Raw genomic sequence first — 24,948 nt, 5'->3', positions numbered from 1 at the left:
CTCGAATTGACGCAGCGGCGTGATCGGATACTTCGTATGTCATCGGTCATCCCCCATGGTCAGGTTTGGGACAGGCGTGTGGCGGGTCAGGGTGAGGAATGCCTCCTCCAAGGAGGCGCCGTGAACCTCGATGCCCGAGAACCTCACACCGGCGCGGACCAAGGCCCGGACTGTCGCATCGGCGTCTCGGGTGACCAGAGTATGGACCTCCCCCGGTTCGACGCTGAGGACGCCGTCGAGGCATTCCAAGGAGGCGGAGACACCCTGGTCTGCGGGATCGAGACGCAGTCTCACCTGGCGGACATCGACTTTCTGCAGGACGGTGCTGAGACCCTCATCCGCCAGGACACGGCCGGAATCGATGACGACGACCCGTTCGGCGAGGGCCTGGATCTCCTCGAGATAGTGGCTGGTGACCACGACGCAGGCTCCGCTGGCGTGGTACTCCCGGACAGCATCCCAGAGGATATGACGCGCATCGATATCAAGCCCGGTGGTGGGTTCATCGAGCAGGACCAGCCGGGGCCGCCCGACCAGCGAGAGAGCGACTGCCAGACGGCGCTTCTGTCCCCCTGACAGACCACCGACTTGGCGGTGCTGCAGCGCGGAGATCCCGAAACGGGAAAGGACCTCATCGCGGGTCATCGGATCCGGATAGTGGCCTGCCACGAAGTCGACCACCTCTCGGACCTTGAGGGTCGCAGGCAGACCGGTCTCCTGAGGGGTGGTGCCCAACTGCAGCCGCGCTCCGGGGAGGCGGGGGTCCTGCCCGAAGAGCTCCACTTTCCCCGACGTCGGCCGGCGAAGCCCGGAGATGAGCTGGAGAAGCGTCGACTTGCCTGCCCCGTTGGGTCCCAGCATCCCGATCAGCTCGCCTGACATCAGATCCAAAGAGATGTCCTTCAGCGCCGTCACTTCTGCGAAAGTCCGGGTGACATGTTGCAGCGATGCCACTGGGTTGAGCCGGTGGGTCATGAGGAGCCTTTCTCCAGGATCTCGCGCATTCGTCGGGTGTATGTCTCCAGTGCGATTCGACCGGTGGGACTCAGCGAGAGATAGGTGACCGGGGTTCGCCGCTCGTAGGTCTTGGTGACTTCGACATATCCGGCGTTCTCCAGCTTCTGGACGTGGGTCGAGAGATTGCCGGCGGTCATCGAGAGCTCCTTCTGCAACCGGGTGAACGTCAATGAGTCTCCGGGCGGGAGATGCGCGAGCGTCGCCGCGATCTGGAGTCGCGCCGGCGCGTGGATGATCGGGTCCAGCGCGGTCATGACGCGCCCAGTGACGCGCGGCCGCGAAGCAGGTGTACTACCAGGGCGGTGACCAGCATGGCGCCGCCCCCGGCGAGGCCCATCACGGCGTATGAGGTCGGCATCTCGGCGAAGAGGGACAGGAGCAGGGCAACGACGATCCAGGCCCCCAGCACGAACTGGGGTATCGATCGATAGATCGCCGCCCCCGCCATGTACAGGATGCCCACCACGAATACGGGAAGCCCGAACGACACCGGTGCTGTCACAGAGGAGTCGAGGTCTGTGAAGGAGAGTCGGATGTTGATCACGAACACCGCGAGAAAACTGATGATCCAGGTGCCGCCGTAGATGGCGCCGCTTACTGCGCTGGGTCCTCTGATGCCCGCCGTGCGGCGTCCAAGATGGACGGCAGTGAAGACAGCCGCCGCGAAGAGCAGCACGCTGAACACCACGAATCCCCAGACTGTGCTGCCCCCATCCTCGTCCGCTGTGAGCCAGAGCGTGAGAAATCCGATGAGCCAGCTCAGCCCCCAGGCTACGAGTATCTGACGGTCATCCGGCTGGAGCCGATCGCGGGCCAGAGAGGCGCCGTGATCAAGGATCATCAGACTCTCAGCGGCGCCCTTCGCGTCGACATGCGCTCCTTCTGCACGTGGTTCCGGGGATTCAGGCACGACAGCTCCTCACAGCAATCTCATCTAGTTTGCAGTACAAAGTACTTTGAGAATCTATCAGAAGGCTGCCGGTTCGGGAACCAGTTTCGAAGAATCCCGGCCAGCACCCGATTCGCTCCTGCAGAGAGTCGCGCACCGACCGCGACAGTGAGCCCGCCGGCATCGATCTGCCGGCGGGCTCACCGGATCAGGCGCGTTCCACAGGGAGCCACAGGTCGCAGGTGGCCATGCTGAAGTCATCTGCGCGCTCCAGCACCGCTACCATTGAAGGTCCCGGCCGGAGCCGCCACGGGTTCGAGGGGAACCATTCTGTTGCGCTCGCCGCCCAGGCCGACTGCAATGCGGCAGGGTGCTCACCCTCAGTTCGGAACACCACCCACGTGCCGGCCGGAACCTCGATCGTGTCGAGGTCCTCAGGAACTGGGGTTCCCTCTGTCACGGCGACGCCGTGGAGGTAGGTGAGTTCGGCACCTTCCGTGTAGTCCGGGTCGACATCGTCGCTGACCTGGAGCAGACCCGGGGGCTCCGTGTTGCTCAGTTCCTTGAGCCGGGAATGCTCCGTCACAGGCAGTGAGGCGATGTACTGCTGGATATGAGAATTGGCGCCCTCGTGGATGAGAGGCACGCGGGCAGCGTGGCCGATGAGCATGAAGGCTGGTCGTTCAGAGATGCGGGCGTCCATAGTGCTGTTCCCTTCTACGGTCAGGCGGAACCTGATCTGCGGTTGTGTGCGAAGGAAGCCGCCGTGAAGGCGCACCTCACCGTGGCCGACACCGTGAACCGATCGAAATGCTCGCCCGAACGCCTCGGTCGACCCGTAGCCGTAGCGCACCGCGATGCCCAGCAGGTCCTCCTCGCCGAGAACATCTGCGGCGGCAAGGGTCATGCGGCGTCGCCGGATGTACTCGGAGAGTGGCATCCCGGCCAATGATGAGAACATCCGCCGGAGGTGATACTCCGTGGTGCCAAGGTCAACGGCAAGCGCGGCCACGTCGATGTCCTCGGCCAGACGCTGCTCAACCGACTCCACCAGTGCGTTCAATTCGGCGATCATGGCACTCCCTTCGACCTCCATGCTTCCGGGCCGCAGGGAAGGGGCGCCCTACTATCTATGCCCGATTCCATCGGGGTGGGTCCGGGCCATGCGTCCCAATCGATCCAGACTCAGCCGGCGGTGAAGAAGTCCGTGAGCTCGGCGTCGCGGCCGTCCAGCTCTGCCCAGGGCTTGTGCACCTGGAACCGGGCAATTCCGGCAGGCGGCCAGGACCCCGCCATCTGGATCACGGGGTCCTCCTGGGACTGCGCGGAGGCCAGGTCCATGCTGAGCTCCTGGACCCCGGGCATATGGGCGACCACCAGCAGCGTGCGCACCGTCTCCGGAACCTCATTGATGATCGAGAGCATGGTCCGCGGGGCGGCCAGGTAGAGCCGGGAGTCCAGGTACGGCGTCGGAGCCTTCTCCCCCAGCTCGTGGTTGACCCAGATGCAGGTCTGCCGGGTGCGCATCGCGTCCGAGCAGACCGTGTTGTCCGGCAGATTGCCCGAGCCGACCAGCCAGCGTCCGACGGCGCGAGCCTGGTCCTGCCCGTGGCCGGTGAGGGTGCGGCTGTGATCCTCCCCGGAGAAGGAATGGCCGGCCTCGCCGTGGCGCAGGATCAGCAGTTCAGGCACGGCGGACTCAGATCGAGTATTCCGGGGCCGCCCAGACGGTGACCTCGGGGTGCTCATAGAAGCGGTATCCCTGGCCCCGCACGGTGCGCACGGTGTTGGCCAGGCGCCCCAGCTTGGAGCGCAGCCGGCGGATGTGCACGTCGATGGTGCGTTCGTTGGGCATCTGGTCCGGGTCCACGTTGCGCCACAGCGTGGTCAGCAGCTCCTCGCGCCCCACGGTGCGGGACCCGTTGTCCACCAGGTAGTTCAGCAGCTCGAACTCCTTGAAGGTCAGGTTCAGGCCCTCCCCGTCCAGGCGCACCTCGCGGCGGGACAGGTCGATCAGGACTCCCGAGCTTGAGGGGGCCGGCGGGGTGTTGATCGGGACCTCGACTCCGCGGTGGGTCACGGTGGGGTCTCCGAGTGCCTGCCGGACGACCTCCAGGTTGCTGCCCTCGTGGGCAGCGGAGGCCATCGCCATGGCGATGTGCACCTGGGACTCGGCCGCGATGTGCTCCACGTAGTCGCGCAGCTCGGTGGCGATCTTGTGCAGCGAGGTTCCTGCCGCACTGGCGGCGTCTTCATCCAGGCCGACGTAGACGACGAAGCCGCGGGTGACGATGTCGGGCTGGACCATCTGCGGTCCTCCGCCGTTCTGCGCCACCACCGGCACCGGTGCGGTGCGCGGGTGCGCGTCCCCGGACTCATGGGTGGCGTTCGCTGCGCGGATTCGTCGGGCCATCTCGGCGCGGCGAGCGGCGTTGCGCACCGAGACATGGACGTAGCCAGGGTTCTGGGGCTGACTCAGGTGTGCGGACATGGTGGGCAACTCCCCCGCTGCAGGTGGACGGTGGTTTCCATTACAGCGTGTCCGTCACATTTGGAATCCGCAAGTAACAAAAGGGGGGATCTTCCACATAATGAGATCGCGAGACCTATTTGTGACCGGGACCACCCAATAGGGGCCAACTGGGCCCTTGACTGCGGGCAGGAAGTGTTACTGAGCGAGCCCGTACAGACGATCACCGGCGTCACCCAGGCCGGGGACGATGTAGGACTTCTCGTTGAGCTTCTCGTCGATGGCGGCGAGGTAGAGCTCGACCTCGATGTCCCCCACCTTCTCGCGCAGCCGCTCGATGCCTTCAGGTGCTGCCAGCAGGCAGATGCAGGTGATCTTCGCGGCGTTGGCCTTCTTCAGGAAGCGGATCGCCTCCGCGAGGGTGCCGCCGGTGGCCAACATCGGGTCCAGCACGAAGACGTGGCGCCCGGTGAGGTCATCCGGGAGCCGCTCGGCGTAGGTGATGATGTCCAGGGTCTCTTCGTTGCGGGCCATTCCGAGGAATCCGACCTCGGCGGTGGGGACCATCGCGGTCATCCCATCCAGCATGCCGAGTCCGGCACGCAGGATCGGCACCACGAGCGGTTTGGGGTCCGCCAGCTGGGTGCCGGTCATGGTGGCCACAGGGGTCTGGATCTCCACCGGCTCGGTGGCGATGGAGCCGCTGGCCTCGTAGGAGAGCAGCATCACCAGCTCGCGGGTGAGTTCCCGGAACTGGTTCGAGGCGGTCTCCACCCGTCGCAGCTGGGTGAGTTTATGGGAGATCAGTGGGTGTTCCACAACCTGTACGCGCATGGTCTCAAAACTACCAGCACGCCTTCGACCAGGCCCCAGAAGGCCCCCGATCGCGGCGCAGAATATGCTGGGGCGGTGACGGGGAACTCTGAGCTCAGCCCATCGTGGTCACCACGCGCGCGAGCCGATCAGGAGGTGGCCATCGGGCGCTGCCTGGAGCTGGCCGCCGAAGCCGGCGACGGCGAGGACGTGCCGGTGGGCGCCGTCGTCTTCTCAGCTCAGGGGACGGTGCTCGGCGAGGGATTCAACACTCGGGAGCGCGATGCGGATCCGGCCGGCCATGCGGAGATCGCCGCGCTGCGGGCCGCCGCGTCGTCCCTGGGGACCTGGCGGCTGGACGGGTGCGTGTTGGCGGTGACTCTGGAGCCGTGTCCGATGTGCGCGGGGGCGATCTATCAGTCACGGATCGGACATGTGATCTTCGGCGCCTGGGACGAGAAGGCCGGGGCGGCCGGATCGGTGTTCGACATCCTGCGTGAACCCCGGCTCAATCACTGGGTGGAGGTTCACCCAGGGGTTCGCGCGGAGGAGTGCGCCGCCCAGCTGCGGGCGTTCTTCGAAGCGTTCCGCGGATAGGCTTGGGGCCGTGTCCACACCCTCCTCGCCTCAGCTGTCCATGCCCTCCCCCGCGCGGTTGGCGCACGCGGAGTCGCTCTTCGCCGTGACCCCTGACTTCCCTGAACCCGGGGTCCTCTTCCAGGACATCTCCCCCGTGTTGGCGGATCCGGCAGCGCTGCGCACCATCGCGGAGGGGCTGCTCGCGCCCTTCACCGGGAGCTTCGACATGGTCGCCGGGATCGAGGCGCGCGGGTTCACCCTGGCAGGGATGATCGCCGCGCTCACCGGCACCGGATTCATGCCGATCCGTAAGGCGGGGAAGCTGCCCGCACCTGCCGGTCGGGTGGAGTACACCTTGGAGTACGGCACCGCGGTGATCGAGGCCCCCGATGTGCTCCAGCCTGAGCACCGGGTGCTCATCATCGATGACGTGCTGGCCACCGGCGGCACCCTGGCCGCGACCCGCGAGCTGATCGGCCAGCTGGACTGCGAGGTGGCTGGCGCCGCCGTCGTCCTGGAGATCCAGGCACTCGGCGGACGCAAGCTCTGCGGCGAGGTCCACGCGCTGTTCCAGAGCTGAGGGTCCGGAACCGAGGCCCCGGCGCGGCCCGCCAAGGCCGAGTTCACCTGCCGCAGCCCTCGCGCGGCGGGCACTTTTGGGTGAGCGCGAGATGTTTGCGTATACTCAACGGGCCTGGTGACGTGTCCGAGCGGCCGAAGGTGCAGCACTCGAAATGCTGTGTGCGGTTACCCCGCACCGTGGGTTCAAATCCCACCGTCACCGCCATGTGAGAACCCCGTTGATCTGCAGCCATGCAGTCAGCGGGGTTTTCTGTATCCCCGGCGATGGTCCACTGTGCCCAAGGGCGGCTGCGGCGACCGTGGGCCGGCCAGCGTCGGAGGGGTGGACGGCGCTTGGCATTGGACGGCGTTTGGGGTGTAACACGCTGCGGGTTGAGGGTCACCCGACCTGCCTCCGGTGGCGGCGATAGCTGCTCACCGCCGCGAGCGCCGTCGCCGCGAGGACAAAGACTCCGAAGGTCACAGTCGATATCTTGGATGCGGCATCCAACCCGTTCAGAAGATTCTCCATATCTCCCACGCTATGGAGCTGGCGAGTTTCCCACATCAACTCGTAGGAGGAACCTCACCTCCGCCCCCAGGGTGAGGGTGTGCACTGCAGTCCACCCGGTCCTCCCAGCTATCAGACCGAATCCCGGCGCCGCACCGTCCGCAGCCGCTGCACCACGAAGACCAGCACCGCGAGGACCGCGAGCGCGACCACGATGTTCGAGAGCACCCCGCTCCATTCCTCGAGGATCGGTGCGATGCTCGGCCCCAGACCGAATCCCAGGCCGATCCAGATGCCGTTCCAGATCGCTGAACCGATCAGAGTGAAGAACAGGAAGGTGGTCACCCGCATCCGGGTGATGCCCGCAGGGATCGAGATGAAGGACCGGACGATCGGCACACATCGCCCCAGGAGCACCGCCCAGGGGCCCCAGCGATGGAACCAGCGCTCCGCCTTGTCGAAATCCTGCACCTTCAGCAGCGGCGCCCGCCCCATGATGCCCCGGGTCCGGTCAGCGCCCAGCGCGGCACCCACCACATACCAGAGCACGGCGCCGACCAGCGAGCCGAGGTTCGCCCAGAGCCAGGCACCCCACGGGCTCATCAGGCCGGCATAGGCCAGGAAACCTGCGCCAGGCAGAATCGCCTCGGAGGGGATCGGCGGGATGAAGTTCTCCAGGAAGATCGCCAGACCAACTCCGGGCTCACCGAAGCGATCCATGAGGCTGAGCACCCATCCGATGAACCCCTGATATTCACCGCTGGGCTGGGCGGCCATCAGAGAGCTGCCCCGGCAGGCACCACATACGAGGTGACCCTGCGGACCTTCGCGGTCTTCGCCGTCGAAGTGAATCCGAAGAAGTGCGCGAAGTGGACCCTGGATCCGTCGGGCCGCACCGCGACGCCGTCGCAGGAGCCGACGCGGCCGTGGGTCACGACGTTCTCCAGCCACAGCTTCGTGAAGCCCCGTGCCACTTCCCCGGGATGCACGGTCCAGGACGCGTCCGGCTCCGACCAGTCGTCCAGGTGCGACCGATCCTCCTCGCCCCAGGCTCGGGCCAGCTCTGCGACGATCAGCATCCGCGGCGAGTTGCCGCAGTTCTCGGGAATCTCAAACTCCATGGCAGAACACTAGCCTCACCCCCTCGGAGCGACGAGGGCGGGCGTCCAGGTCAGGCTACTGTGAGCACAGACTCCTGCACCCCGCGCGAGTCGGTCACTCGAACTTGATGAGGTTCCCCTGATGTCTCAGCACGCCCCGGGGCGATGCCCCCTGCCTGAAGGCTCTCAGGACGTGGGCGCTCAGAAGCGGTCGGCCTGGCAGAGGTTCAAGCGCTGGCCCGTGGTCCTGCGTGTCGCGACCCTTGGCTGCGGCGGTCTGATCGCACTGTTCGTGCTGGCCCTGATCGTGGCCATCGTCGCGGTCATGCTCAGCCCCGAGGGCGCAGAGGAGCGCGCCGCGGAGACCGATGAGCAGGAGCTCGTCCTCGAGGAGTCTGAAGAGCCCGAGGCGTCTGAGGAACCACAGGAATCTGAGGAGCCCTCGGAGGAACCGACCGAATCGGAGACGCCCCCGGCATCTCCGACCCGCACAGCGACGCCGACGCCGTCTCCCACACCGAGCCCCACCCCCGCTCCCTCCCCCAGCCGAACCCCGACCGCGAACCCGAACGAGCACACGGCGGTCGTGGTGCGCATCATCGACGGAGACACCGTGGAGCTGGACTCCGGGGACACCGTGCGGATCAGTGGGATCGACACCCCGGAACGCGGGGAATGCCACTTCGACACCGCCTCCGCTCGGATGGGTGAACTGGTGCTGGGCAAGACCGTCACGCTGACCCGCGATCGCGAGGACACCGACCGCTATGACCGGATCCTGCGCTATGTCGACGTCGACGGCACTGACGCCGGCATCACGCTGATCGAAGAGGGTCTCGCCAAGGCACGCTATGACTCCCGGGACGGCTACGGCTTCCACACCCGGGAGCCGGACTACATCTCCGCCGACGACGGCGCCCCGCTGCAGACCTGCGCGCCAGAGCCGGCGCCAGCTCCCGCGCCGGCCCCGGCACCGGGGCAACAGGGCGCGAACTGCGATCCCAACTACACCCCCTGCATCCCGGCCTTCCCGCCGGACATCAACTGCGGCGATCTCGACGTCTCGGTCAGGGTCATCGGCACCGACGTCCATGGCCTGGACCGCGATGGGGACGGCGTCGGATGCGAGGGCAATGACTGAGGCACTATCGTGCTGACATGGCACAACGGCGCACATCCGGCGAAAATCAGCGCGTGGAAGAGTTCACCGCTGACCCAGCTGTGCTCGAGTGGGCCACCGGTGGCAGATTCTGGACCCGTTGGCAGAGCGCGGTGGCGATCATGGGCATCCCGCTCATCGCGTGGATGTATCTGGCCCCCACGGAGCTCCAGCTGACCCCAGGCTGGTACCTGGTGTCCTGGGTGGCGATCTTCCTCGTCGCCTCCGTCGCGGGACGGGTGCGCCGACGCTTCTGAGCCGCAGCCTCAGGCCCAGAATGAGCCCCGGCCAGAACCCCCTGCCGAACCTCAGGCCGAACCTCAGCCCCGGCGCATCGGCACGTGCGGGATCTCGTCTTCTAAGAACGCCTCCCCGCACCGGGTGAAGCCCAAGGACTCATACCAGCCCTGCAGCGGCTCCTGAGCATCGAGCACCACCGCAGAGGAGGCTGACTGCAAGGCGCAGAACTCCAGTGCCCGGCGCATCAGGTCCCCCGCTACCCCGGTCCCCCGCGCCGCAGGACTCGCCACCACGCGTCCAATCCGGAAACCCTCCGGCTCCAGGAGCACCCGCAGTGTGGCGGTGGGCGCGGCGTCGTCGTCGGTGGCCTGCTCATCAGGGGTGCCGCCTTCCGCCCAGAGCATCACCGCGCCGGGCTCCAGATCCCGGCCGTCGAGCTCCGGGTAGGCGCATTGCTGCTCGACCACGAACACCTCGATGCGCAGCTGCAGGATCCGGTAGAGCGTGACGGGATCCATCTGCGCCACCGGGGCGGCGTGAAACTGAACAGGCATGGGCCCCATCCTAGGGTTGCCGGTAGTCTCGGGCGCATGAGCATCACTGCCCTGGCCATCGGGAAGAAGCATGAGAAATGGGCTCTGGAGGGGATCGAGCGCTACACCAAGCGACTGCGCAAGCCCTATGACCTTGACTGGAAGCTGCTCCCGCATTCCTCCCGGGAACACGATGCCGCGCGGCAGGAGGAGTCCGAGCGGATCCTCGCCACCCTGAAGCCGAAGGACCACGTCATCCTGCTCGATGAGCGCGGCAAGAACATCAGCTCCACCAGCCTGGCCGAGCATCTCCAGGGCAGCTTCGACGCCGGGCAGCACGTGGTGGTGATCATCGGCGGGGCCTACGGGGTCACCGATGAGCTGAACCACCGCGCTGACTTCGTCTGGTCACTCTCCAGACTCGTGTTCCCACACCAGCTGGTGCGGATGCTGCTCGCCGAGCAGGTCTACCGCGCCCAGGAGATCTCCGGCGGACGGTCCTACCACCATGTCTGAGCCCGAAGCGGTGGTCGGGATCCTCGGAGCCGGACGCGCCGGGACCGCCTTCGCCCGGGCCCTGCTGCGCGCCGGGATCGCCGTGGACATCGCCTCCACACGACCGCCCCGCGCGCTGCAGCATCACCTGAAGATCTACGCCCCCGGCGCCGAGCCGGTCCTCGGTGCAGACATCGCCGTCCGCGCCCGGACCAGCAGCGGGCTGGTGATTCTCGCGGTCCCGCAGGAGGAGCTCGACGAGGTCGACCCGGACTGGGTAACCGGCACCGTGCTGATCGACGCGACCAACACCTGGCAGGACGAGCTGCTTCCGGGCTGGCTGCAGGCCGCAGTGGATGAACAGCTGCCCACCTCCATGGCGCTGGCGGGCCGGTTCGGCGCCGCCCGGGTGGTCAAGGCGCTGAACCACATCGCCCACACCGAGTTCGACGACGCCGCCCAGCCCGGCGCCGAGCTCACCCAGCGCCGGGCGCTGGCTGTGGCTGGCGACGACGACGCCCGCGGCCTGGTCATGGGGCTTCTGGTCCGCATGGGGTTCGACCCGGTCTCTGTGGGCGGCCTCGCCGCGGGACGGATCATGGAGCCCGATGGTCCGCTGTTCAACCGTCCGCTGCGCCGCGAGGACATCCTGCGCTTCGCCCGCTGACCGGGTAAACGGCTTGCCCGGTCCGGGCGCACCGGCTCATTCCGGGCGGCGAACGAAGATCAGATGCACGACGCCACTCGGTGACGGGGTCGCCTCGATGTCGAAGCGCTCCTCGAGGCCCTCGAGCCCGTCCCAGAGCCGCTCACCCCGTCCCAGCAGGATCGGCACCAGGACAAGATGCATGAGGTCGATCAGGTCTGCCGCCAGGAACTGCCGGAGCGTGGTCACCCCACCGCCGATCCGCACGTCCCGATTCCCGGCGAGCTCCCGCGCCCGGGACAGGGCGGAGACCGGATCGGCGTCCAGGAAGTGGAAGGTCGTCCCGCCTGCCATCTCCAGCATCGGCCGCGGGTGATGGGTCAGCACCAGCACGGGGGTGTGGAAGGGCGGTTCGGCGCCCCACCACCCTTCCCATTCGTTGTCGGCCCAGGGACCACGCTGTGGGCCGAACTTATTGCGCCCCATGATCTCGGCACCGACCCCGGCAGCCCATCGGCTGGCGAACGCCTCATCCACGCCTCGTGACCCCGCGGTCTTCCCGGGAAGGCCCATCTTGCGGAAGGTGCGCGTCTTGAACGCCCATTCCATGAGCCGCTGGTCGGCGTGACCGAAGGGAGCCTCGAAGGTCTGTCCGGCCCCGGTGCCGAAGCCGTCGAGGGAGACCGAGAAGTTGTGCACGCGGACCAGGGACATGGCGTCTCCCCAAGGTGCTCATAGGTGTGATCGCCCCCACGCTACTCCCGGGTCTGAGGGACCGCTATGCTCCCGCGGCCACCGGGATGCGTCAGACCATGTCCGTGCCGCCCTTTAGAGTGAGAACATGACCGCCCTGGGACCCTTCACCGAGCCGACCCGGCGCTGGTTCCAGGCCTCCTTCGGCCAGCCCACGGCGGCTCAGGCCGGAGCGTGGGAGGCCGTGGCGCGGGGGAAGAACGCGCTGGTGGTCGCCCCGACCGGTTCAGGCAAGACGCTTTCAGCCTTCCTCTGGTCCATCGATCGGCTCTTCGCCGAACCCACCGAGGGCACCTCGGTGCTCTACATCTCCCCGCTGAAGGCGCTCGGCGTGGACATCGAACGCAACCTGCGCAGCCCGCTGGTCGGGATCGCGCACACCGCCCGCCGGCTCGCCGCGGAGGGTGCGGCGGCGGAGCCGGCAGAGATCACCGTGGGGGTGCGCACCGGGGACTCCACCCCCAAGGAGCGCCGGGACCTTGTCCGCAAGCCGCCACAGATCCTGATCACCACTCCTGAATCGCTCTACCTGATGCTCACCTCCCAGGCGCGCAGCACCCTGGCCGGGATCAAGACCGTGATCCTCGATGAGGTCCACGCCCTGGCCGGCACCAAGCGCGGGGCGCACCTGGCGGTCTCCCTGGAGCGGCTGAACAACCTGCTGGAGACCCCGGCCCAGCGGATCGGGCTCTCCGCCACGGTGGAGCCCCGCGAGGAGGTGGCGCGCTTCCTGGGCGGCTCGGCGCCGGTGGAGATCGTGGCGCCGAAGTCGGAGAAGACCTGGGACATCACGGTCTCCGTCCCCGTGGAGGACCTTGCCTCCCCCAGCACCGCCCCTCCCCAGAGCGCGACCCGCCCAGAGCCTGCCGCGGCTGGCCCGGACGCTGCCTCGAAGGCTGCCTCAGGCGCGGAGGACTCCGCGGATGACGGGCAGCCGAAGGTGCTCTCCGATGTGCTCGCCGATCTCGCAACGGATGATGCGCTGCTCAGCGACCAGCCGCTGCAGCCCAGCATCTGGCCGCACGTGGAACACCGGATCGTGGACCTGGTCACCGAGAATCGCTCCACGATCGTCTTCGTGAACTCTCGTCGTCTTGCGGAGAAGCTGACCGGGCGGATCAACGAGATCTGGACCGAGCGCCAGCCTCCGGCCGCCGAAGCCACCCAGGCCGAGGCGCCAGGCCCTGGAGAGGACGCGCAGTCCGCCGAGCCAGACCCCTTGGCCCGTTCCCACCACGGCTCGGTCTCGAAGGAACAGCGCAAGCTCACCGAGGAGGCGCTGAAATCCGGACGTCTGCGCTGCGTGGTCGCCACCTCATCCCTGGAGCTGGGGATCGACATGGGCGCCGTGGACCTGGTCATCCAGGTGGAAGCTCCCTTCGCGGTCTCTGCCGGACTCCAGCGCATCGGCCGCGCCGGTCACCAGGTCGGCGAGGTCTCGGTGGGATGGTTCTTCCCCAAGCACCGCGGTGACCTGGTGAGCACCGCCGTCGTCGTGGAACGGATGCTCGCCGGGCAGATCGAGGCGCTGCACATCCCACGCAACCCGCTGGACATCCTGGCCCAGCAGACCGTGGCCGCCTCCGCCATGGACGCCCTGGACGTGGAGGCCTGGTTCGAGACGCTGCGCCGCAGCGCCCCCTTCGCCACCCTGCCGCGCTCGGCCTATGAGGCCACCCTGGACCTGCTCGCCGGGAAGTACCCCTCAGACCGGTTCGCCGAGCTGCGCCCCCGGGTGATCTGGGACCGCGACGCCGGCACCATCAGCGGGCGCCCCGGGGCGCAGCGGATCGCGGTCACCTCGGGCGGCACCATTCCCGACCGCGGGCTCTTCGGGGTCTACCTCGCCGGCGGGGAGGACTCCGGCTCGGCGCGCTCCGGCGGACGCCGGGTCGGGGAGCTCGACGAAGAGATGGTCTACGAATCCCGGATCGGGGATGTCTTCGCCCTGGGCGCCACCAGCTGGCGGATCGAGGAGATCACCTTCGATCGGGTGCTGGTCTCCCCAGCCTTCGGGCAGCCCGCGTCGCTGCCCTTCTGGCGCGGTGACGGCTTCGGCCGCCCCGCCGAGCTCGGCCGCGCACTGGGCCGGTTCACCCGTGAGGTCCATTCCGGGGCGTCCGAGCCCACTGCGGAGCGGCTCACCGCCCTGGGCATGGACACCTGGGCGCAGGAGAACCTGCTGCGCTACTTCACCGAACAGCACGACGCCGCCGGGGTGCTCCCCAGCGACACCACCCTGGTGGTGGAGCAGACCAAAGATGAGCTGGGCGACTGGCGGATCGTGCTGCTCTCCCCCTACGGGCTCCAGGTCCACGCGCCCTGGGCGCTGGCGGTCGGCGAGCGCCTGCATGATCGCTTCGGCTTGGACGGCTCCGCGATGGCCAGTGATGACGGGATCGTGCTGCGGGTCCCGATGATGGATGAGGACCCGCCCGGCGCGGAACTCTTCATCTTCGATCCCGATGAGCTCGAGGACCTGGTCACCGGCCAGGTCAGCTCCTCGGCCCTGTTCGCCGGGCGATTCCGAGAAGCCGCCGCCCGCGCCCTGCTGCTGCCCAAGCAGAACCCGGGTCAGCGCACCCCGCTGTGGCAGCAGCGGCAGCGGTCCTCCCAGCTGCTGGAGGTCGCCTCCGGCTACCCGGACTTCCCGGTCATCATGGAGGCCATGCGCGAGGTCCTCCAGGACGTCTATGACATGCCGGCGCTGCTGGAGCTGCTGCGCAGCATCGCGGCGCGCAAGCTCAAGATCGTGGAGACCACCACCCCGAAGCCCTCCCCCTTCGCCCAGTCCATCCTCTTCGGCTACATCGCCCAGTTCCTCTACGAGGGGGACTCCCCGCTGGCCGAACGCCGGGCCGCGGCCCTCTCGGTGGATCCCGCACTGCTGGGCGAGCTGCTGGGCAGGGTGGAGCTGCGCGAGTTCCTCGACGCCGCGATCATCGCCGAGTCCGAGGCCTATGCCCAACGGCTGATCCCCTCCCGGCACCTGCGCGGGGAAGAGGGCGTCGCGGACCTGCTGCGCCTGCTCGGCCCGCTCAGCGTCGAGCAGCTCACCGCCCGGCTCGAGGAGGGTGAGCCCGCCCGGAACCATGCCGAGGCCCTGGTCGCGAACCAGCGCGCCTTCCGCGTGAAGTGGCGCACCGCGTCCCCGGGCGCTGCTGGCTCGGCCTCCGACCCCGATCAGACCGAAGAGCGCTACGCCGCCATCGAGGACGCCTCCCGGCTGCGCGATGGGCTCGGGACACCCATCCCGGTGGGCATCCCCTACGCCTTCCTGGACCCGGTGGATGACCCGCTCGGGGATCTCGTGGGGCGCTATGCCCGCACCCACGGCCCCTTCCTGGTGGAAGAAGCAAGCGCTGAGCTGGGCCTCAGCCGCGCCGTCGTCGTGGACACGCTGACCCGGCTGGTGCGGGAGCACCGCGTGGTCGAGGGCCTGTTCCGCCCGGACCGGGTGCTGCCCAGCGATGCTCGCACCGAGACGGTGGAGTACTGCGACGCCGAGATGCTGCGCCGGATACGACGCCGCTCCCTCGCCGCGCTGCGCGCCCAGGTCGAGCCCGTGCCGACCCCTGCCTACGCCCAGTTCCTCCTGGAATGGCAGGGCATCACCGCAGCCCGCGGCCGAGGCTCCTCCTCCTCGGGAGTCTCCGCGGTGGCGGACTCCCTGGCGCAGCTCTCCGGGGCCGCCGCCCCGGCCAGCGCGTGGGAGTCCTACATCCTGCCCGCCAGGGTCCCGGACTACCGCCCCGGAATGCTCGATGAGCTGCTCTCCGCCGGGGAGTTCCTCGCCGTGGGCAAGGGCGCGCTCAGCGGACACGACGGCTGGCTGGCGTTCTACCCCCGGGAGGATGCCGAGACCCTGTTGGCGCAGCCCGGCGGCGCCGGCCTGCGCGGTGCAGGCTCGAACGGTGCAGGCTCGAACGGTGCTGGGCTCAACAACGCCGGGGATGCTTTCACCCCCACTGCGCTGCAGACTGCCATCCTCGAGGTGTTGGGGCGTGGCGGTGCCTGGTTCATCGAGGCGCTGCACGATCAGCTGGACTCCGAGCTCAGCGGCTCGCGGGAGACCACGAAGAACGCGCTCTGGGAACTGTTCTGGGCCGGGCAGGTCGCCCCGGACAGCTTCGCCGCACTGCGCAGGTTCATGTCCACCGGGACCACCGCCCATAAGAAGCAGCCCACCCCGGCGCGGCCGCGGCATATCTCCCGGAGGATGGCGCTGCGCCACGCCGCTCAGTCCCATCGCACCCGAGTCGCAGGATCCTCCGCCACCGGGCCCACCGGCGGCGGTGCGGGCGGACGCTGGCAGCTGGTCCCCACCGGGTCGGTGGACCCCACGGTGGCCGCACACACCCGCGCCGAGATCCTGCTGGACCGCTACGGCGTGGTCACCCGAGGTTCGGTGATGTCTGAACAGCAGTCCGGGCTCGGCGCAGCGTCGAAGGGTGGCTTCGCCGCGGTGTACAAGGTGCTCTCCGCCGCGGAGGATTCCGGGCAGATCCGCCGCGGTTATTTCATCGAACAGCTCGGCGCCGCCCAGTTCACATCCTCAGCGACCATCGACCAGCTGCGCTGGATCTCCGAGCGCCTCGAAGACGCCGCCGAACAGACCAGCACGGAATCGGGCGCCGGATCCTCCTGGGCGGGGACCTCCGGCCCGGCGGCCACGGGGGCAGCCAAGAAGCAGGATGTCGCCGTGGTGCTCGCCGCCACCGACCCAGCCAATCCCTACGGGGCGGCCCTGGACTGGCCGGAGCTGGAGAATTCCACGCACCGGCCAGGACGCAAGGCGGGCGCCGTCGTCGTGCTCTACCGCGGACAGCTGGTGCTCTATATGGAGCGCGGAGGCCGGACGCTGCTGCTCTTCACCGAGGACGAGTCCACCATGGACCTGATCTCTCGCGCCCTGGTCCCTGCCCTGCGATCCGCGAAGACCGGCCGGATCGCCGTGGAACGGGTCAACGGCGACCGCATCCTCACCCACCCGCTGGGGCAGCTGCTGCGCGACGCCGGCTTCAACTCCTCACCCTCCGGGCTCAGGTTCGCCCCATGACCACCACAGCAGCAGCCCCGTGTCAGCCCCGCGAACGGCAGAATCAGCGTCCAGGACCAGGCACCCCGACTCCGCCGCACTGCCCCGCGAGCGGCGCCCCGCACGCAGAGACCGGGGACCCAGGATTTCCAGTTAGGGTGATGGCATGACTCTTTGCATTCCGTTTCTGATGTTCCAGGGTCAGGCTCAAGAAGCGATCGATCACTACCTCGAGGTCTTCCCTGACGCTGAACTCCTGGAGATCGTGCACCACCCTGAGGGCACCGAGATCTACGACCCCGCCCCGGCGCCCTCTGAGGAGACCGAATCCGTAGATCCCGCAGACCTTGAGGTCCCCGAGGACTCCGACGCCGGGGACGCACCGAGCAGCCCCGACGCCGCAGAAGCCCCCGAGGCATCCGCAGATCTCGGCGAGAGTGCCTCCGAGGCCGATGCCTCCACGGAGACCACCCTGATCACCGTGGAGCACGAGCAGGACGACTCGGAGGAGCGAGAGAGCGTCAGCGTCCCGGTCCCGCTGGTCGCCACCGCGCAGCTGAAGATCGGTGGACAGGTCCTGATGATCCAGGACAGTCTGATGAAGCACCAGTTCAGCTTCACCCCCTCGATCTCTGTCGCCGTGGTCGTGGACTCCTCAGCTGAGTTCCACCAGATCGTCGACAGCCTCGCCTCCGGTGGGGAGTTCCTCATGGAGCCCGGCGACTACGACTTCGCCACGAACTTCGCCTGGATCAAGGACCGGTTCGGCATGTCCTGGCAGGTCAACCAGCCCCTGGCGCAGCCCGAGCCCACCGCCAGCGCAGAAGCGCCGGTCTGGGGCTGAGCCGCCGGCACCGCTCCGAGCACTGACCAGTGACGCAGAAGTCTCCTCTCCCCGTGCGCAACGGCGTCAACGCCACGCGCCTGCGGGTCCCGCTGACCGGGCCGTGGCCCACCGTGCATGACTATGTCCTGGAGACCTTCGGGCACATCGACCACGGAGGAATCACCCGGCGCTTCGACGACGGCGACGTCGTCGATGTCCACGGGCAGCCGCTGAGCACCTCCACCGCGCTGGGCGCCCTCGAGTTCCTCTGGTACTACCGCTCGGTCAGCCAGGAGGTTCCGCTTCCGGTGACCGAGGAGCTCATCCACGAGGACGAACACCTCGTCGTGGTGGACAAGCCGCACTTCCTTCCCACCACACCGGCTGGACGCTACGTCCAGGAGTCACTGCTGGTGCGGCTGCGCAACACCTTGAACCTCCCCGACCTGGTGCCGATCCACCGGTTGGACCGCGGGACGGCCGGGGTGGTGCTGTTCTCCAAACAGCCCGCCACGCGGGGCGCGTATCAGCTGCTCTTTGAGAACCGTGTGGTGCAGAAGTCCTATGAGTGCGTCAGCGCGATCCCGACCGGGCTGAGCCCTGCCGCCATGGCTTCGCGGTTCCCGCTCACCGTGCGCAATAAGATCGAGAAGACCAAGGGGGTGGTGATCTCCCAGCTGGCCTCCTACGCCCCGGAGCATTCAGGCAAGCGCCCGCACGATCGCACCGCCCGGCAGGGCAAGCGCCGCACCGACCCCATACCAGGGGCGAACTCCTCCTCGCAGATCGAGCTGCTCACCACGGGCCGCAGCCCCTCCGGGCACGACGTCGGCCATTTTCGGCTCAACCCGCATACCGGGAAGACTCACCAGCTGCGCATCCACATGGCACTGCTGGGCCTGGGTATTCTGAATGACCGGTTCTACCCCGACCTTCTCGATGACGCCCCGGATGAGTTCGACAAGCCGCTCCAGCTGCTGGCCAGGACGCTGGACTTCACCGATCCGCTGAGCGGGATGCCGCGTCGCTTCATCTCGTCTCGAACCCTCCAGGAGTCTCCGCAGTGACCAACCCCGCGATCGCCTTCGGCATGAACGACCTCGGCGATCCGGCGCTCTACCAGGAGTGGGGACTCTACTACTTCCTCGTGCTGGCCGTGGCGGTGGCCTTCACCGCGATCGTGCCCCCGTTCCCCTCCGAGGTCATGGTGATCGCCTCGGGCACCATGGCCGCCGAGGAGATCTTTCCGCTGCTGCTGGTGCTCTCTGTCACGTTCCTGGGCTGTCTCGCCGGTGACATCGGGGTGTATCTGCTCTTCCGCTACAAGCTCATCCGGTTGCTCTACCGGTGGAGATGGGGACGTCGGATGCACCGAAAGATGCTGCGGATCTCGCTCCGCGCTGGCGGCGCCTCCACCTGGGTCGGCCTGCTGCTCATCCGCGGCATTCCGGGGGGCCGTTCGGCCTCCATGGCCACCGCGGGGATCGTCCGGCTGGGCGGTCGCTCCATCGTGGCACTGTGCCTGCTCGGGTCGCTCACCTGGAGCCTCTGGCTGGTCGGCTTAGGTTACATTACGGGAACAACTACCGGGCTCCCACCTTGGGCCAGCACGGCAGCGGCCATCGTTGTGGGTACCCTGGTGGGGTTGGGAATCACGGTGCTGATGACCCGGCAGCGTTCGCGTCGGGGGTCCGAACGAGAGCCGGCGAGAACCTGACCAGCGCGTTTGACGGGGTGCCAGGCTCCGGCAGCGACCAGATACGCCACCCATGACTTAGAGGGGGAACACGGGCTTGACCGAGAAGTCCCAGGACGAGTCCGCCGAGACGCTGACCGCCGCCGAGACAGCCGGCGCGGAATCCGCGAACTCACCGGCGTCCAGCAAGGACAGCTCCGCCGAGGACACCTCGACCGGGCCGCAAGGTTCTCCCCAGACGCAGGATCCCGCCACCACGATCCCCGGGACCACGACTCCGGGCACGATGACTCCAGGGTCCACCGATTCACCCGAGTCAGGCGCCACGGATTCTGCGGCCGATGCTGAGACGGAACACGCCCCGTCAGGCGACTCCCCCTCACACGACTCCGCGGCTACACCGGACGGCTCCCCCGCCGACGCCGCGGCCACATCCGCCGACGCCCGAGCCGCCTCCGCCGCCGAGCCCACGCCCGATTCAGAGCCCGATTCCGAGCCTGGTTCCGCAGCGCACTCTGGGGACAAAGACGCGGCAGATCCGCAGGACGAGGAACCTTCGACAGACCCGGCGGCCGCCGAATCCGCGGTGCGCTGGAGCCAGCCGACTCCCAAACTGCAGACAGCGAAGGACACCGGTAGCGCAGACTCCGACATCAGCAGCTTCTTCGATGACCTCGACGAGAAGTTCATGGCCGGTGCACGCAGACTCGGATCCTACTTCCGCCGCACAGCGCCCGACGCCACCTCTGATCGCTCCGATGCGGGCAGCTGGGATCAGCCTTCGACCGCTCCGAGCCATGCCCCTCCAGCTCCCCCTGCCGGTGGCCGGGATTCTTCGTCCCACCCCGAGCCGGCGCGCAGCAACGGCGTGGGCTACTCCGACTCGGAGCTAGACGAGACGAGCTCAACCTCGGAGGCGGCCCCGCTGAACCTTCCCCGGCCTCGTCGCGCGCTGGACGAACAGCGCCAGCGCGACGTCATCTTGAGGAAGGCTGCGGCCATCGAGGCGGCCACCGACTGGAACCACCGGCCGGCAGGACGCGAAGTCTTCGAGTCCGCCGACGATGAAGAGGACCTCTTCACCTACATCCCGCCCTATAACCTGCCCTCCCGGGATCCTGACCCGGCGCCGTCGCGCACCGACCTGTACCGGCAGATCTTCGTGACCGCCGGCGCCCTGGCGTCCCTGGCCTCCCTGTTGTGGATGTTCGGGATCTTCACGGACGCCCCGGCGATCTTGGGCGGCAACGGACTCGATGAGCTCGCTGACGGCTGGTACTCCGGAGGCCAGGCGCTGCTCTCTCCGGATGCGAACTTCTACTGGTTCTGGCCCATCATCGTGCTGGGCCTGCTCGCGCACGCGGTCCACCAGTGGACCACCACGCAGATCTCCACGCCGCGGCAGCGCCGCTCCGGCTGGCAGGTCGGCTCGGCGTCGCTGCTGATGCTGATCTGGACCGCGGCCGTCCATCACGACCTGCTCACGCTCGCGGCGCTGGCCGCGCTGGCCACCGCGCTGGCGCTGATCGACGCGATCCGCCAGTTCACCTTCCGCACCGCACGCACCAGCTCGGAGCGGCGCTTCACCGACACCCCAACAGGGCTCTTCACGGGCTGGGCGATGGTTGCGGCGATGTCATCGCTCTCGGTGTGGCTGACCGCCATGGGATGGCGCGTCCCCGGGATACCCGCGGTGCTCTGGGCGCTGCTCGGACTGGGTGTCTGCATCTGGGCCGCTGCCTACTATGCGATGACCGAGCGCGGCAGGATCGTCCTGGCCGTCGGCATGGGCTGGGGCATGTTCTGGCTGATCTTCCCGCGGCTGCTCTCCGACGTCACCTCGGTATGGGTGGCGATCTCGGCCGCGATGGGAGCCTTCGTGGTGATCCTGGCCACCGAGTCCCGCCGGCACAAGATCAACCACGCAGAGCGACGCGCCGCCATGGGACGCCCACTCGAAGACATCATCTGAATCTGAGCCGGCCCGACCGGACCACCGCACAGGAGGCACGATGAGGCACCCCCGCAGCAGCCATCTCACCGCACTCGGGGCAGCCATGCTGATGCTGGTCTCCTGCGGCTCCCCTGCCGCCGAGCAGAACTCCGCCCCGGCGGAGGACTCCACCTCTGATCAGGCATCCCAGCCCACCGCTGACTCGACCGCCGCCCCCTCGCCGCAGGAGAGCGAGGACGCGCCGTCCTCGGAGGAATCCCCGCAGGAGACCCAGCAGCCGGAGGACACCGCCACCCCTGACTCCGCGGCCCCGTCTGAGGAGCAGGACGACGACGCCGGCGCAGCGGACTTCAGCACTGAGGCCCAGGAGTCCGAGGGCTTCCCCGGGGAGTTCACCACCGGTGATGAGCCCTCGTACCTGGTGGACATCCGCTCCGGTGTCCACGACGGCTTCGACCGGGTGGTCTTCGAGTTCGCCGGCGACGTCGTGCCCAGCTGGCGCGGTGAGTACACCGAGTCCGCAGCCGAACTTGGCCGCGGTGAACCGATCGATGTCGCGGGCGGGAACATCCTGGAGATCAACGTCAACGGACCCTCCTGGATGCTGGGGGACGAGCCATCGGATCAGCTTCCGACCCAGGAGTACTACGAGCGCGACCGTGGCGGGGCCTTCGAGGAGATCTTCGTCCAGGGACCCTTCGAGGCGCATTCTCAGTACCTGATCGGCATGGAGGAGGAACTGCCCTTCCAGGTCCAGCTGCTCGAGGAACCGACCCGCCTGGTGGTGGACCTCGCCACCGAGCAGTGACTCGCAGCTGAGCCCTGATCCGCGACGGGCTGGGTTGTGGTGCATGATGGGACTATGAGCATTCGAACCCCAGATCCGAACCCCGGATGGTTGAACGAGGATGACCTGTACGAGGCCCGGCGTCGACTTCCGATGGTCTATGTGGAAGCGATCCCGGTCCGGCTGGATCCGCTGGGCTGCATCACCGAGCTGGGGCTGCTCTACACCGCAGACGCTGAGGGACACTTCTACCGCACCGTGGTCTCCGGACGAGTGATCTACCGGGAGACCATCAGGGCGGCGCTGCTGCGTAACATCGAGAAGGATCTGGGTTCGATGGTGATGCCTCAGATCCCAGCCTCCCCGGTGCCGTTCGCGGTGGCCGAATACTTCCCCTACCCCTCGGAGACCGGCCTGGTCGATGACCGCCAGCACGCGGTCTCGATGGCCTACATCGTGCCCGTCTCCGGGGACTGCTCACCTCGCCAGGATGCGCTGGAACTGAGCTGGATGACACCCGATCAGGTGCTCAGCCCAGAGGTCCAGGCCGAGTTCCTCGGAGGACGGGAGAAGCTGATCCGGCAGGCTCTCGCCCACCTGGGTCACACCGGCTGAGCTCCTCCAGCTCCGGCCGGTAGAATCAGGCCAATGACCACCCCCGCCCCAGAGAAGTCCGCCCGCCGCAGAAGACCAGCCCGTCAGCGCGATTCCGGACCGCGTCCGGTGCTGCGACTCGGGGTGGCGGGGTGGATCGTCTCCTGGTTGATCCCCACCGCGGTGATGGGCGGCCTGCTGCTGACGCTGGGCTTCATCCCGGGCCTGACCGACGACGGGTTCCTGGCCCCGCTGATTCCGCTGATCGCGGCTGCCGCCGTCGTCGTCGGGATCCCCGGCACCCTGCTGGTGGGCCGGCTCTATCGGCACCAGCTGCGCCCCACGGTCCACATCCTGGGCTATATCCTCGTGGGGCTGCTCTACGGCCCCGTGGTGCTGGTGGTCGGAGCCGGAGGGCTGATCCCGATGCTCATCCCGCTGATCGGCTTCCCGGCCGGGCTGCTGCTGGGGATCGGCCGCTGGATGGCCCAGCCTCTGGCCCGGGTGGAGCACCCGGACCAGGACGACGCCGAGACCCTGACCACCGATCCGAACGCAAGCCACGGCCCCGTCCAGACCCACGACGCAAAGGACCCTGAGAATGCCTGAGACCACTGACACTCCCGCCATGACACTGACCATCGCGGGGTCTGAAGCCACCGGCGGCGCCGGCGCGCAGGCGGATCTCAAGACCTTCCAGGAACTGGGCACCTTCGGCATGGTGGCGCTGACCTGCATCGTGTCCTTCAATCCCAAGGATCAGTGGAACCACCGCTTCGTTCCGGTGGAGACCCAGGTCATCCAGGACCAGATCGAAGCGATCTTCGGCAACTACGGGCCTGAGGTGTTGGACACGGTGAAGCTGGGCATGATGGGCTCGCCGGCGACGATCAGCACCGTGGCCGCCGCGATCGCAGCGCGGAAGCCCAAGAACCTGGTGCTGGATCCGGTGCTGATCTGCAAGGGCCAAGAGCCCGGACATGCCCAGGACACCGACAACGCGCTGAAGGCTGAGCTGCTTCCGCTGGCCAGCTTCGTCACGCCCAACCACTTCGAGACCGAACAGCTCGCCGGGATGAAGGTCGAGACCCTGGAGGACCTGCAGACGGCGGCGGCCGAGATCCATCGGCTCTCCGGTGCGGCGGTGCTCGCCAAGGGCGGAGTCCGGATTGCCGGGGAGGACGCAGTTGATGTCTTCGTCGACGCCGACGGCCTCGAGGTGCTCCGCGCGCCGAAGATCGGTGAGCATGCGGTCTCAGGCGCTGGCTGTTCCCTGGCCGCCGCGGTCACTGCCGAGCTCGCCAAGGGTGCGACGCCTCGGGAGGCGGCTCGGCGCGCCAAGGAGTTCGTCACCGCTGGGATCAAACAGCGCGTGGCCGGCAACACCCCGTTCGACGCACTCTGGCAGGGCGGGCTGCGCGGCTGATCCGCGCGCTCCCCGCGTCAGCCGAGCACGTGGGCACTCAGGGCTTCATGAACCCAGCTGCCCGTGAATGACTGAAGTCTGCTTCAGCCAGACTGTTCCGCGTCGCGCTCGTCTTCGAGCTCTGGTTCGATGAAACCCAGCTGAGTCGCCCGGATCAGCAGCTGCACCCGGTCCCGCACGCCGAAACGGGTGCATAGTCGACCCAGATGTGCCTTGATGGCTCCCTCGGTGAGCACCATCCGCGTCGCGATCTCGCGGTTGCTGTATCCCCGCGCCAGAAGATTCAACACCTCTGATTCCCGGGGCGGGATCCGCGGCAGATAGTCCGATCCAGCGAGCGCCACAGAGAATTCCTCGGCCTCATTGACGGCGTTGAACTCAAGCCTTCGCGCCACGTCCGGAGAGATCGGCACCGAGCTGCCGTGCACCTGCCTGACCGCCTCCAACACCTCATCCGCGGTGGCGTCTTTGACGATATAGCCCTTGGCTCCGGCGTTCAGGGCCTGCAGCGCATGACCTTCCGAACTGAACGTGGTCACGGCCAACACCGAGGTCTCCGGCGCAATCGCCATGACCGCCGCAGTCGCCTCGACCCCACCCATCTCGGGCATCTTCAGATCCATGATGACGACGTCGGGCCTCGTCTCGCGAACGACTTCTACGACCTCGAGCCCGTTGGCCGCCTCGCCAATACACTCCATATCAGGGGCGGAGTCCACGTAGGCGCGCAATGCGGCGCGCATGATCGGGTGGTCGTCTGCGACAACGAGACGGAGCATGGCTGAACCTGTATCTTCCTCGGCCTTAGGCACCTGGCGCGGTGCTCCAGCCTATCCGACCTACCCGGTGGCGCCCCTCGAC

General features: G+C 67.8%; 28 protein-coding genes and 1 tRNA gene. 16 read left to right on the top strand and 13 right to left on the bottom strand.

The features are described from left to right. Positions 1-39: 39 nt before the first annotated feature. The 7 genes from HNR24_RS13560 to upp form a co-directional block, all read right to left on the bottom strand. On the bottom strand, positions 40-975 hold the full coding sequence (locus tag HNR24_RS13560; RefSeq protein ID WP_058887413.1) for an ABC transporter ATP-binding protein: 936 nt from the start codon (positions 973-975) through the stop codon (positions 40-42). Beyond that, positions 972-1,271, bottom strand: a complete 300-nt coding sequence (locus tag HNR24_RS13555; RefSeq protein WP_058887414.1) for a transcriptional regulator — start codon at positions 1,269-1,271, stop codon at positions 972-974. Before HNR24_RS13555 ends, HNR24_RS13560 begins: the two co-directional genes overlap by 4 nt. Beyond that, positions 1,268-1,927, bottom strand: coding sequence for a hypothetical protein (locus tag HNR24_RS13550; RefSeq protein ID WP_157075313.1), 660 nt, complete (start codon positions 1,925-1,927; stop codon positions 1,268-1,270). The genes HNR24_RS13555 and HNR24_RS13550 overlap by 4 nt, the downstream gene beginning before the upstream one ends. A gap of 187 nt (positions 1,928-2,114) precedes the next feature. Continuing rightward, positions 2,115-2,981 (bottom strand): AraC family transcriptional regulator, encoded by an 867-nt coding sequence (locus HNR24_RS13545; protein ID WP_058887709.1) that lies wholly within the window; start codon positions 2,979-2,981, stop codon positions 2,115-2,117. Between the two features lie 110 nt (positions 2,982-3,091). After that, positions 3,092-3,598 carry a SixA phosphatase family protein gene (locus HNR24_RS13540; protein WP_058887416.1) on the bottom strand — a complete coding sequence of 169 codons (507 nt, stop codon included), beginning with the start codon at positions 3,596-3,598 and terminating at the stop codon, positions 3,092-3,094. Between the two features lie 7 nt (positions 3,599-3,605). Then, positions 3,606-4,397, bottom strand: coding sequence for a winged helix-turn-helix domain-containing protein (locus HNR24_RS13535; protein WP_058887417.1), 792 nt, complete (start codon positions 4,395-4,397; stop codon positions 3,606-3,608). Positions 4,398-4,574: 177 nt separating this feature from the next. Continuing rightward, complete coding sequence (gene upp / locus HNR24_RS13530) at positions 4,575-5,210, bottom strand: uracil phosphoribosyltransferase (RefSeq protein ID WP_036473377.1); 636 nt, start codon at positions 5,208-5,210, stop codon at positions 4,575-4,577. Between the two features lie 141 nt (positions 5,211-5,351). On the opposite strand from upp, the gene tadA reads away from it, so the two are divergent. From tadA to HNR24_RS13515, 3 genes are all read left to right on the top strand, one after another. Further along, positions 5,352-5,786, top strand: a complete 435-nt coding sequence (tadA, locus tag HNR24_RS13525) for a tRNA adenosine(34) deaminase TadA (protein ID WP_310735464.1) — start codon at positions 5,352-5,354, stop codon at positions 5,784-5,786. Positions 5,787-5,826: 40 nt separating this feature from the next. After that, the gene (locus tag HNR24_RS13520) at positions 5,827-6,348 is read left to right on the top strand and encodes an adenine phosphoribosyltransferase (RefSeq protein WP_182496189.1); all 522 of its coding nucleotides are present in this window, start codon (positions 5,827-5,829) and stop codon (positions 6,346-6,348) included. A gap of 116 nt (positions 6,349-6,464) precedes the next feature. Further along, positions 6,465-6,555: transfer RNA gene (locus HNR24_RS13515), tRNA-Ser, on the top strand. Between the two features lie 174 nt (positions 6,556-6,729). On the opposite strand, the gene HNR24_RS14185 is transcribed toward HNR24_RS13515, so the two are convergent. From HNR24_RS14185 to HNR24_RS13505, 3 genes are all read right to left on the bottom strand, one after another. Next, positions 6,730-6,861 (bottom strand): hypothetical protein, encoded by a 132-nt coding sequence (locus HNR24_RS14185; protein WP_259392461.1) that lies wholly within the window; start codon positions 6,859-6,861, stop codon positions 6,730-6,732. Between the two features lie 111 nt (positions 6,862-6,972). After that, a complete protein-coding gene (locus HNR24_RS13510) occupies positions 6,973-7,617 on the bottom strand; it encodes a DedA family protein (protein ID WP_182496013.1) in 645 nt (214 codons plus the stop codon). Further along, entirely contained in the window at positions 7,617-7,961 is a 345-nt protein-coding gene (locus HNR24_RS13505) for a hypothetical protein (protein ID WP_058887419.1), read from the bottom strand. Before HNR24_RS13505 ends, HNR24_RS13510 begins: the two co-directional genes overlap by 1 nt. A 172-nt stretch (positions 7,962-8,133) precedes the next feature. Between HNR24_RS13505 and HNR24_RS13500 the strand changes: the two genes are divergently transcribed. Continuing rightward, on the top strand, positions 8,134-9,081 hold the full coding sequence (locus HNR24_RS13500; protein WP_182496012.1) for a thermonuclease family protein: 948 nt from the start codon (positions 8,134-8,136) through the stop codon (positions 9,079-9,081). Between the two features lie 53 nt (positions 9,082-9,134). Continuing rightward, complete coding sequence (locus HNR24_RS13495) at positions 9,135-9,356, top strand: hypothetical protein (protein WP_182496011.1); 222 nt, start codon at positions 9,135-9,137, stop codon at positions 9,354-9,356. 63 nt (positions 9,357-9,419) lie between these two features. Here HNR24_RS13495 and HNR24_RS13490 read toward each other — a convergent pair whose 3' ends face one another. Next, complete coding sequence (locus HNR24_RS13490) at positions 9,420-9,893, bottom strand: GNAT family N-acetyltransferase (RefSeq protein ID WP_058887422.1); 474 nt, start codon at positions 9,891-9,893, stop codon at positions 9,420-9,422. Positions 9,894-9,929: 36 nt separating this feature from the next. Between HNR24_RS13490 and HNR24_RS13485 the strand changes: the two genes are divergently transcribed. Together HNR24_RS13485 and HNR24_RS13480 are read left to right on the top strand one after the other, a co-directional pair. Further along, complete coding sequence (locus tag HNR24_RS13485) at positions 9,930-10,388, top strand: 23S rRNA (pseudouridine(1915)-N(3))-methyltransferase RlmH (RefSeq protein WP_058887423.1); 459 nt, start codon at positions 9,930-9,932, stop codon at positions 10,386-10,388. Continuing rightward, positions 10,381-11,034, top strand: a complete 654-nt coding sequence (locus HNR24_RS13480) for an NADPH-dependent F420 reductase (RefSeq protein ID WP_182496010.1) — start codon at positions 10,381-10,383, stop codon at positions 11,032-11,034. The genes HNR24_RS13485 and HNR24_RS13480 overlap by 8 nt, the downstream gene beginning before the upstream one ends. A 36-nt stretch (positions 11,035-11,070) precedes the next feature. Here HNR24_RS13480 and HNR24_RS13475 read toward each other — a convergent pair whose 3' ends face one another. Further along, positions 11,071-11,727, bottom strand: coding sequence for a dihydrofolate reductase family protein (locus tag HNR24_RS13475; protein WP_182496009.1), 657 nt, complete (start codon positions 11,725-11,727; stop codon positions 11,071-11,073). Between the two features lie 127 nt (positions 11,728-11,854). Here HNR24_RS13475 and HNR24_RS13470 point away from each other — a divergent pair, with 127 nt between their 5' ends. The 9 genes from HNR24_RS13470 to HNR24_RS13430 all read left to right on the top strand — a co-directional run bounded on the left by HNR24_RS13470 (position 11,855) and on the right by HNR24_RS13430 (position 24,087). Then, positions 11,855-16,825, top strand: a complete 4,971-nt coding sequence (locus HNR24_RS13470; RefSeq protein ID WP_182496008.1) for a DEAD/DEAH box helicase — start codon at positions 11,855-11,857, stop codon at positions 16,823-16,825. A gap of 145 nt (positions 16,826-16,970) precedes the next feature. Further along, positions 16,971-17,648, top strand: coding sequence for a VOC family protein (locus tag HNR24_RS13465; RefSeq protein WP_083504557.1), 678 nt, complete (start codon positions 16,971-16,973; stop codon positions 17,646-17,648). 53 nt (positions 17,649-17,701) lie between these two features. Then, positions 17,702-18,697 (top strand): pseudouridine synthase, encoded by a 996-nt coding sequence (locus HNR24_RS13460; protein WP_083504558.1) that lies wholly within the window; start codon positions 17,702-17,704, stop codon positions 18,695-18,697. Further along, the gene (locus HNR24_RS13455) at positions 18,694-19,347 is read left to right on the top strand and encodes a DedA family protein (RefSeq protein WP_058887429.1); all 654 of its coding nucleotides are present in this window, start codon (positions 18,694-18,696) and stop codon (positions 19,345-19,347) included. The genes HNR24_RS13460 and HNR24_RS13455 overlap by 4 nt, the downstream gene beginning before the upstream one ends. A 76-nt stretch (positions 19,348-19,423) precedes the next feature. Then, the gene (locus HNR24_RS13450; protein WP_182496007.1) at positions 19,424-21,298 is read left to right on the top strand and encodes a TspO-related membrane protein; all 1,875 of its coding nucleotides are present in this window, start codon (positions 19,424-19,426) and stop codon (positions 21,296-21,298) included. 40 nt (positions 21,299-21,338) lie between these two features. After that, positions 21,339-22,088: an AMIN-like domain-containing (lipo)protein gene (locus HNR24_RS13445; protein WP_058887431.1), complete on the top strand. Its 750-nt coding sequence runs from the start codon at positions 21,339-21,341 to the stop codon at positions 22,086-22,088. A 54-nt stretch (positions 22,089-22,142) separates the two neighbouring features. Next, on the top strand, positions 22,143-22,682 hold the full coding sequence (locus tag HNR24_RS13440) for an NUDIX hydrolase family protein (protein WP_058887432.1): 540 nt from the start codon (positions 22,143-22,145) through the stop codon (positions 22,680-22,682). Between the two features lie 33 nt (positions 22,683-22,715). Then, on the top strand, positions 22,716-23,270 hold the full coding sequence (locus tag HNR24_RS13435) for a hypothetical protein (RefSeq protein WP_083504559.1): 555 nt from the start codon (positions 22,716-22,718) through the stop codon (positions 23,268-23,270). Continuing rightward, the gene (locus HNR24_RS13430; RefSeq protein WP_058887433.1) at positions 23,263-24,087 is read left to right on the top strand and encodes a hydroxymethylpyrimidine/phosphomethylpyrimidine kinase; all 825 of its coding nucleotides are present in this window, start codon (positions 23,263-23,265) and stop codon (positions 24,085-24,087) included. The genes HNR24_RS13435 and HNR24_RS13430 overlap by 8 nt, the downstream gene beginning before the upstream one ends. 83 nt (positions 24,088-24,170) lie before the next feature. Here the strand turns inward: HNR24_RS13430 and HNR24_RS13425 are convergent, their stop codons facing one another. Next, on the bottom strand, positions 24,171-24,866 hold the full coding sequence (locus tag HNR24_RS13425) for a response regulator transcription factor (RefSeq protein WP_058887434.1): 696 nt from the start codon (positions 24,864-24,866) through the stop codon (positions 24,171-24,173). Between the last annotated feature and the right edge of the window lie 82 nt (positions 24,867-24,948).

Origin of the sequence: Nesterenkonia sandarakina (assembly GCF_014138825.1) — a bacterium.
GTDB classification, from domain to species: Bacteria; Actinomycetota; Actinomycetes; order Actinomycetales; family Micrococcaceae; genus Nesterenkonia; species Nesterenkonia sandarakina.
Note: the sequence above shows the minus strand (reverse complement) of the source record. Positions and strands in the feature narration are given on the sequence as shown.

Coding starts and splice junctions, on each gene's coding strand:
- HNR24_RS13560 (WP_058887413.1), bottom strand. CDS start 975: ATGACCCACCGGCTCAACCCAGTGGCATCGCTGCAACATGTCACCCGG.
- HNR24_RS13555 (WP_058887414.1), bottom strand. CDS start 1,271: ATGACCGCGCTGGACCCGATCATCCACGCGCCGGCGCGACTCCAGATC.
- HNR24_RS13545 (WP_058887709.1), bottom strand. CDS start 2,981: ATGATCGCCGAATTGAACGCACTGGTGGAGTCGGTTGAGCAGCGTCTG.
- HNR24_RS13535 (WP_058887417.1), bottom strand. CDS start 4,397: ATGTCCGCACACCTGAGTCAGCCCCAGAACCCTGGCTACGTCCATGTC.
- upp (WP_036473377.1), bottom strand. CDS start 5,210: ATGCGCGTACAGGTTGTGGAACACCCACTGATCTCCCATAAACTCACC.
- HNR24_RS13520 (WP_182496189.1), top strand. CDS start 5,827: ATGCCCTCCCCCGCGCGGTTGGCGCACGCGGAGTCGCTCTTCGCCGTG.
- HNR24_RS14185 (WP_259392461.1), bottom strand. CDS start 6,861: ATGGAGAATCTTCTGAACGGGTTGGATGCCGCATCCAAGATATCGACT.
- HNR24_RS13510 (WP_182496013.1), bottom strand. CDS start 7,617: ATGGCCGCCCAGCCCAGCGGTGAATATCAGGGGTTCATCGGATGGGTG.
- HNR24_RS13505 (WP_058887419.1), bottom strand. CDS start 7,961: ATGGAGTTTGAGATTCCCGAGAACTGCGGCAACTCGCCGCGGATGCTG.
- HNR24_RS13490 (WP_058887422.1), bottom strand. CDS start 9,893: ATGCCTGTTCAGTTTCACGCCGCCCCGGTGGCGCAGATGGATCCCGTC.
- HNR24_RS13485 (WP_058887423.1), top strand. CDS start 9,930: ATGAGCATCACTGCCCTGGCCATCGGGAAGAAGCATGAGAAATGGGCT.
- HNR24_RS13480 (WP_182496010.1), top strand. CDS start 10,381: ATGTCTGAGCCCGAAGCGGTGGTCGGGATCCTCGGAGCCGGACGCGCC.
- HNR24_RS13475 (WP_182496009.1), bottom strand. CDS start 11,727: ATGTCCCTGGTCCGCGTGCACAACTTCTCGGTCTCCCTCGACGGCTTC.
- HNR24_RS13470 (WP_182496008.1), top strand. CDS start 11,855: ATGACCGCCCTGGGACCCTTCACCGAGCCGACCCGGCGCTGGTTCCAG.
- HNR24_RS13465 (WP_083504557.1), top strand. CDS start 16,971: ATGACTCTTTGCATTCCGTTTCTGATGTTCCAGGGTCAGGCTCAAGAA.
- HNR24_RS13445 (WP_058887431.1), top strand. CDS start 21,339: ATGAGGCACCCCCGCAGCAGCCATCTCACCGCACTCGGGGCAGCCATG.
- HNR24_RS13440 (WP_058887432.1), top strand. CDS start 22,143: ATGAGCATTCGAACCCCAGATCCGAACCCCGGATGGTTGAACGAGGAT.
- HNR24_RS13435 (WP_083504559.1), top strand. CDS start 22,716: ATGACCACCCCCGCCCCAGAGAAGTCCGCCCGCCGCAGAAGACCAGCC.
- HNR24_RS13430 (WP_058887433.1), top strand. CDS start 23,263: ATGCCTGAGACCACTGACACTCCCGCCATGACACTGACCATCGCGGGG.
- HNR24_RS13425 (WP_058887434.1), bottom strand. CDS start 24,866: ATGCTCCGTCTCGTTGTCGCAGACGACCACCCGATCATGCGCGCCGCA.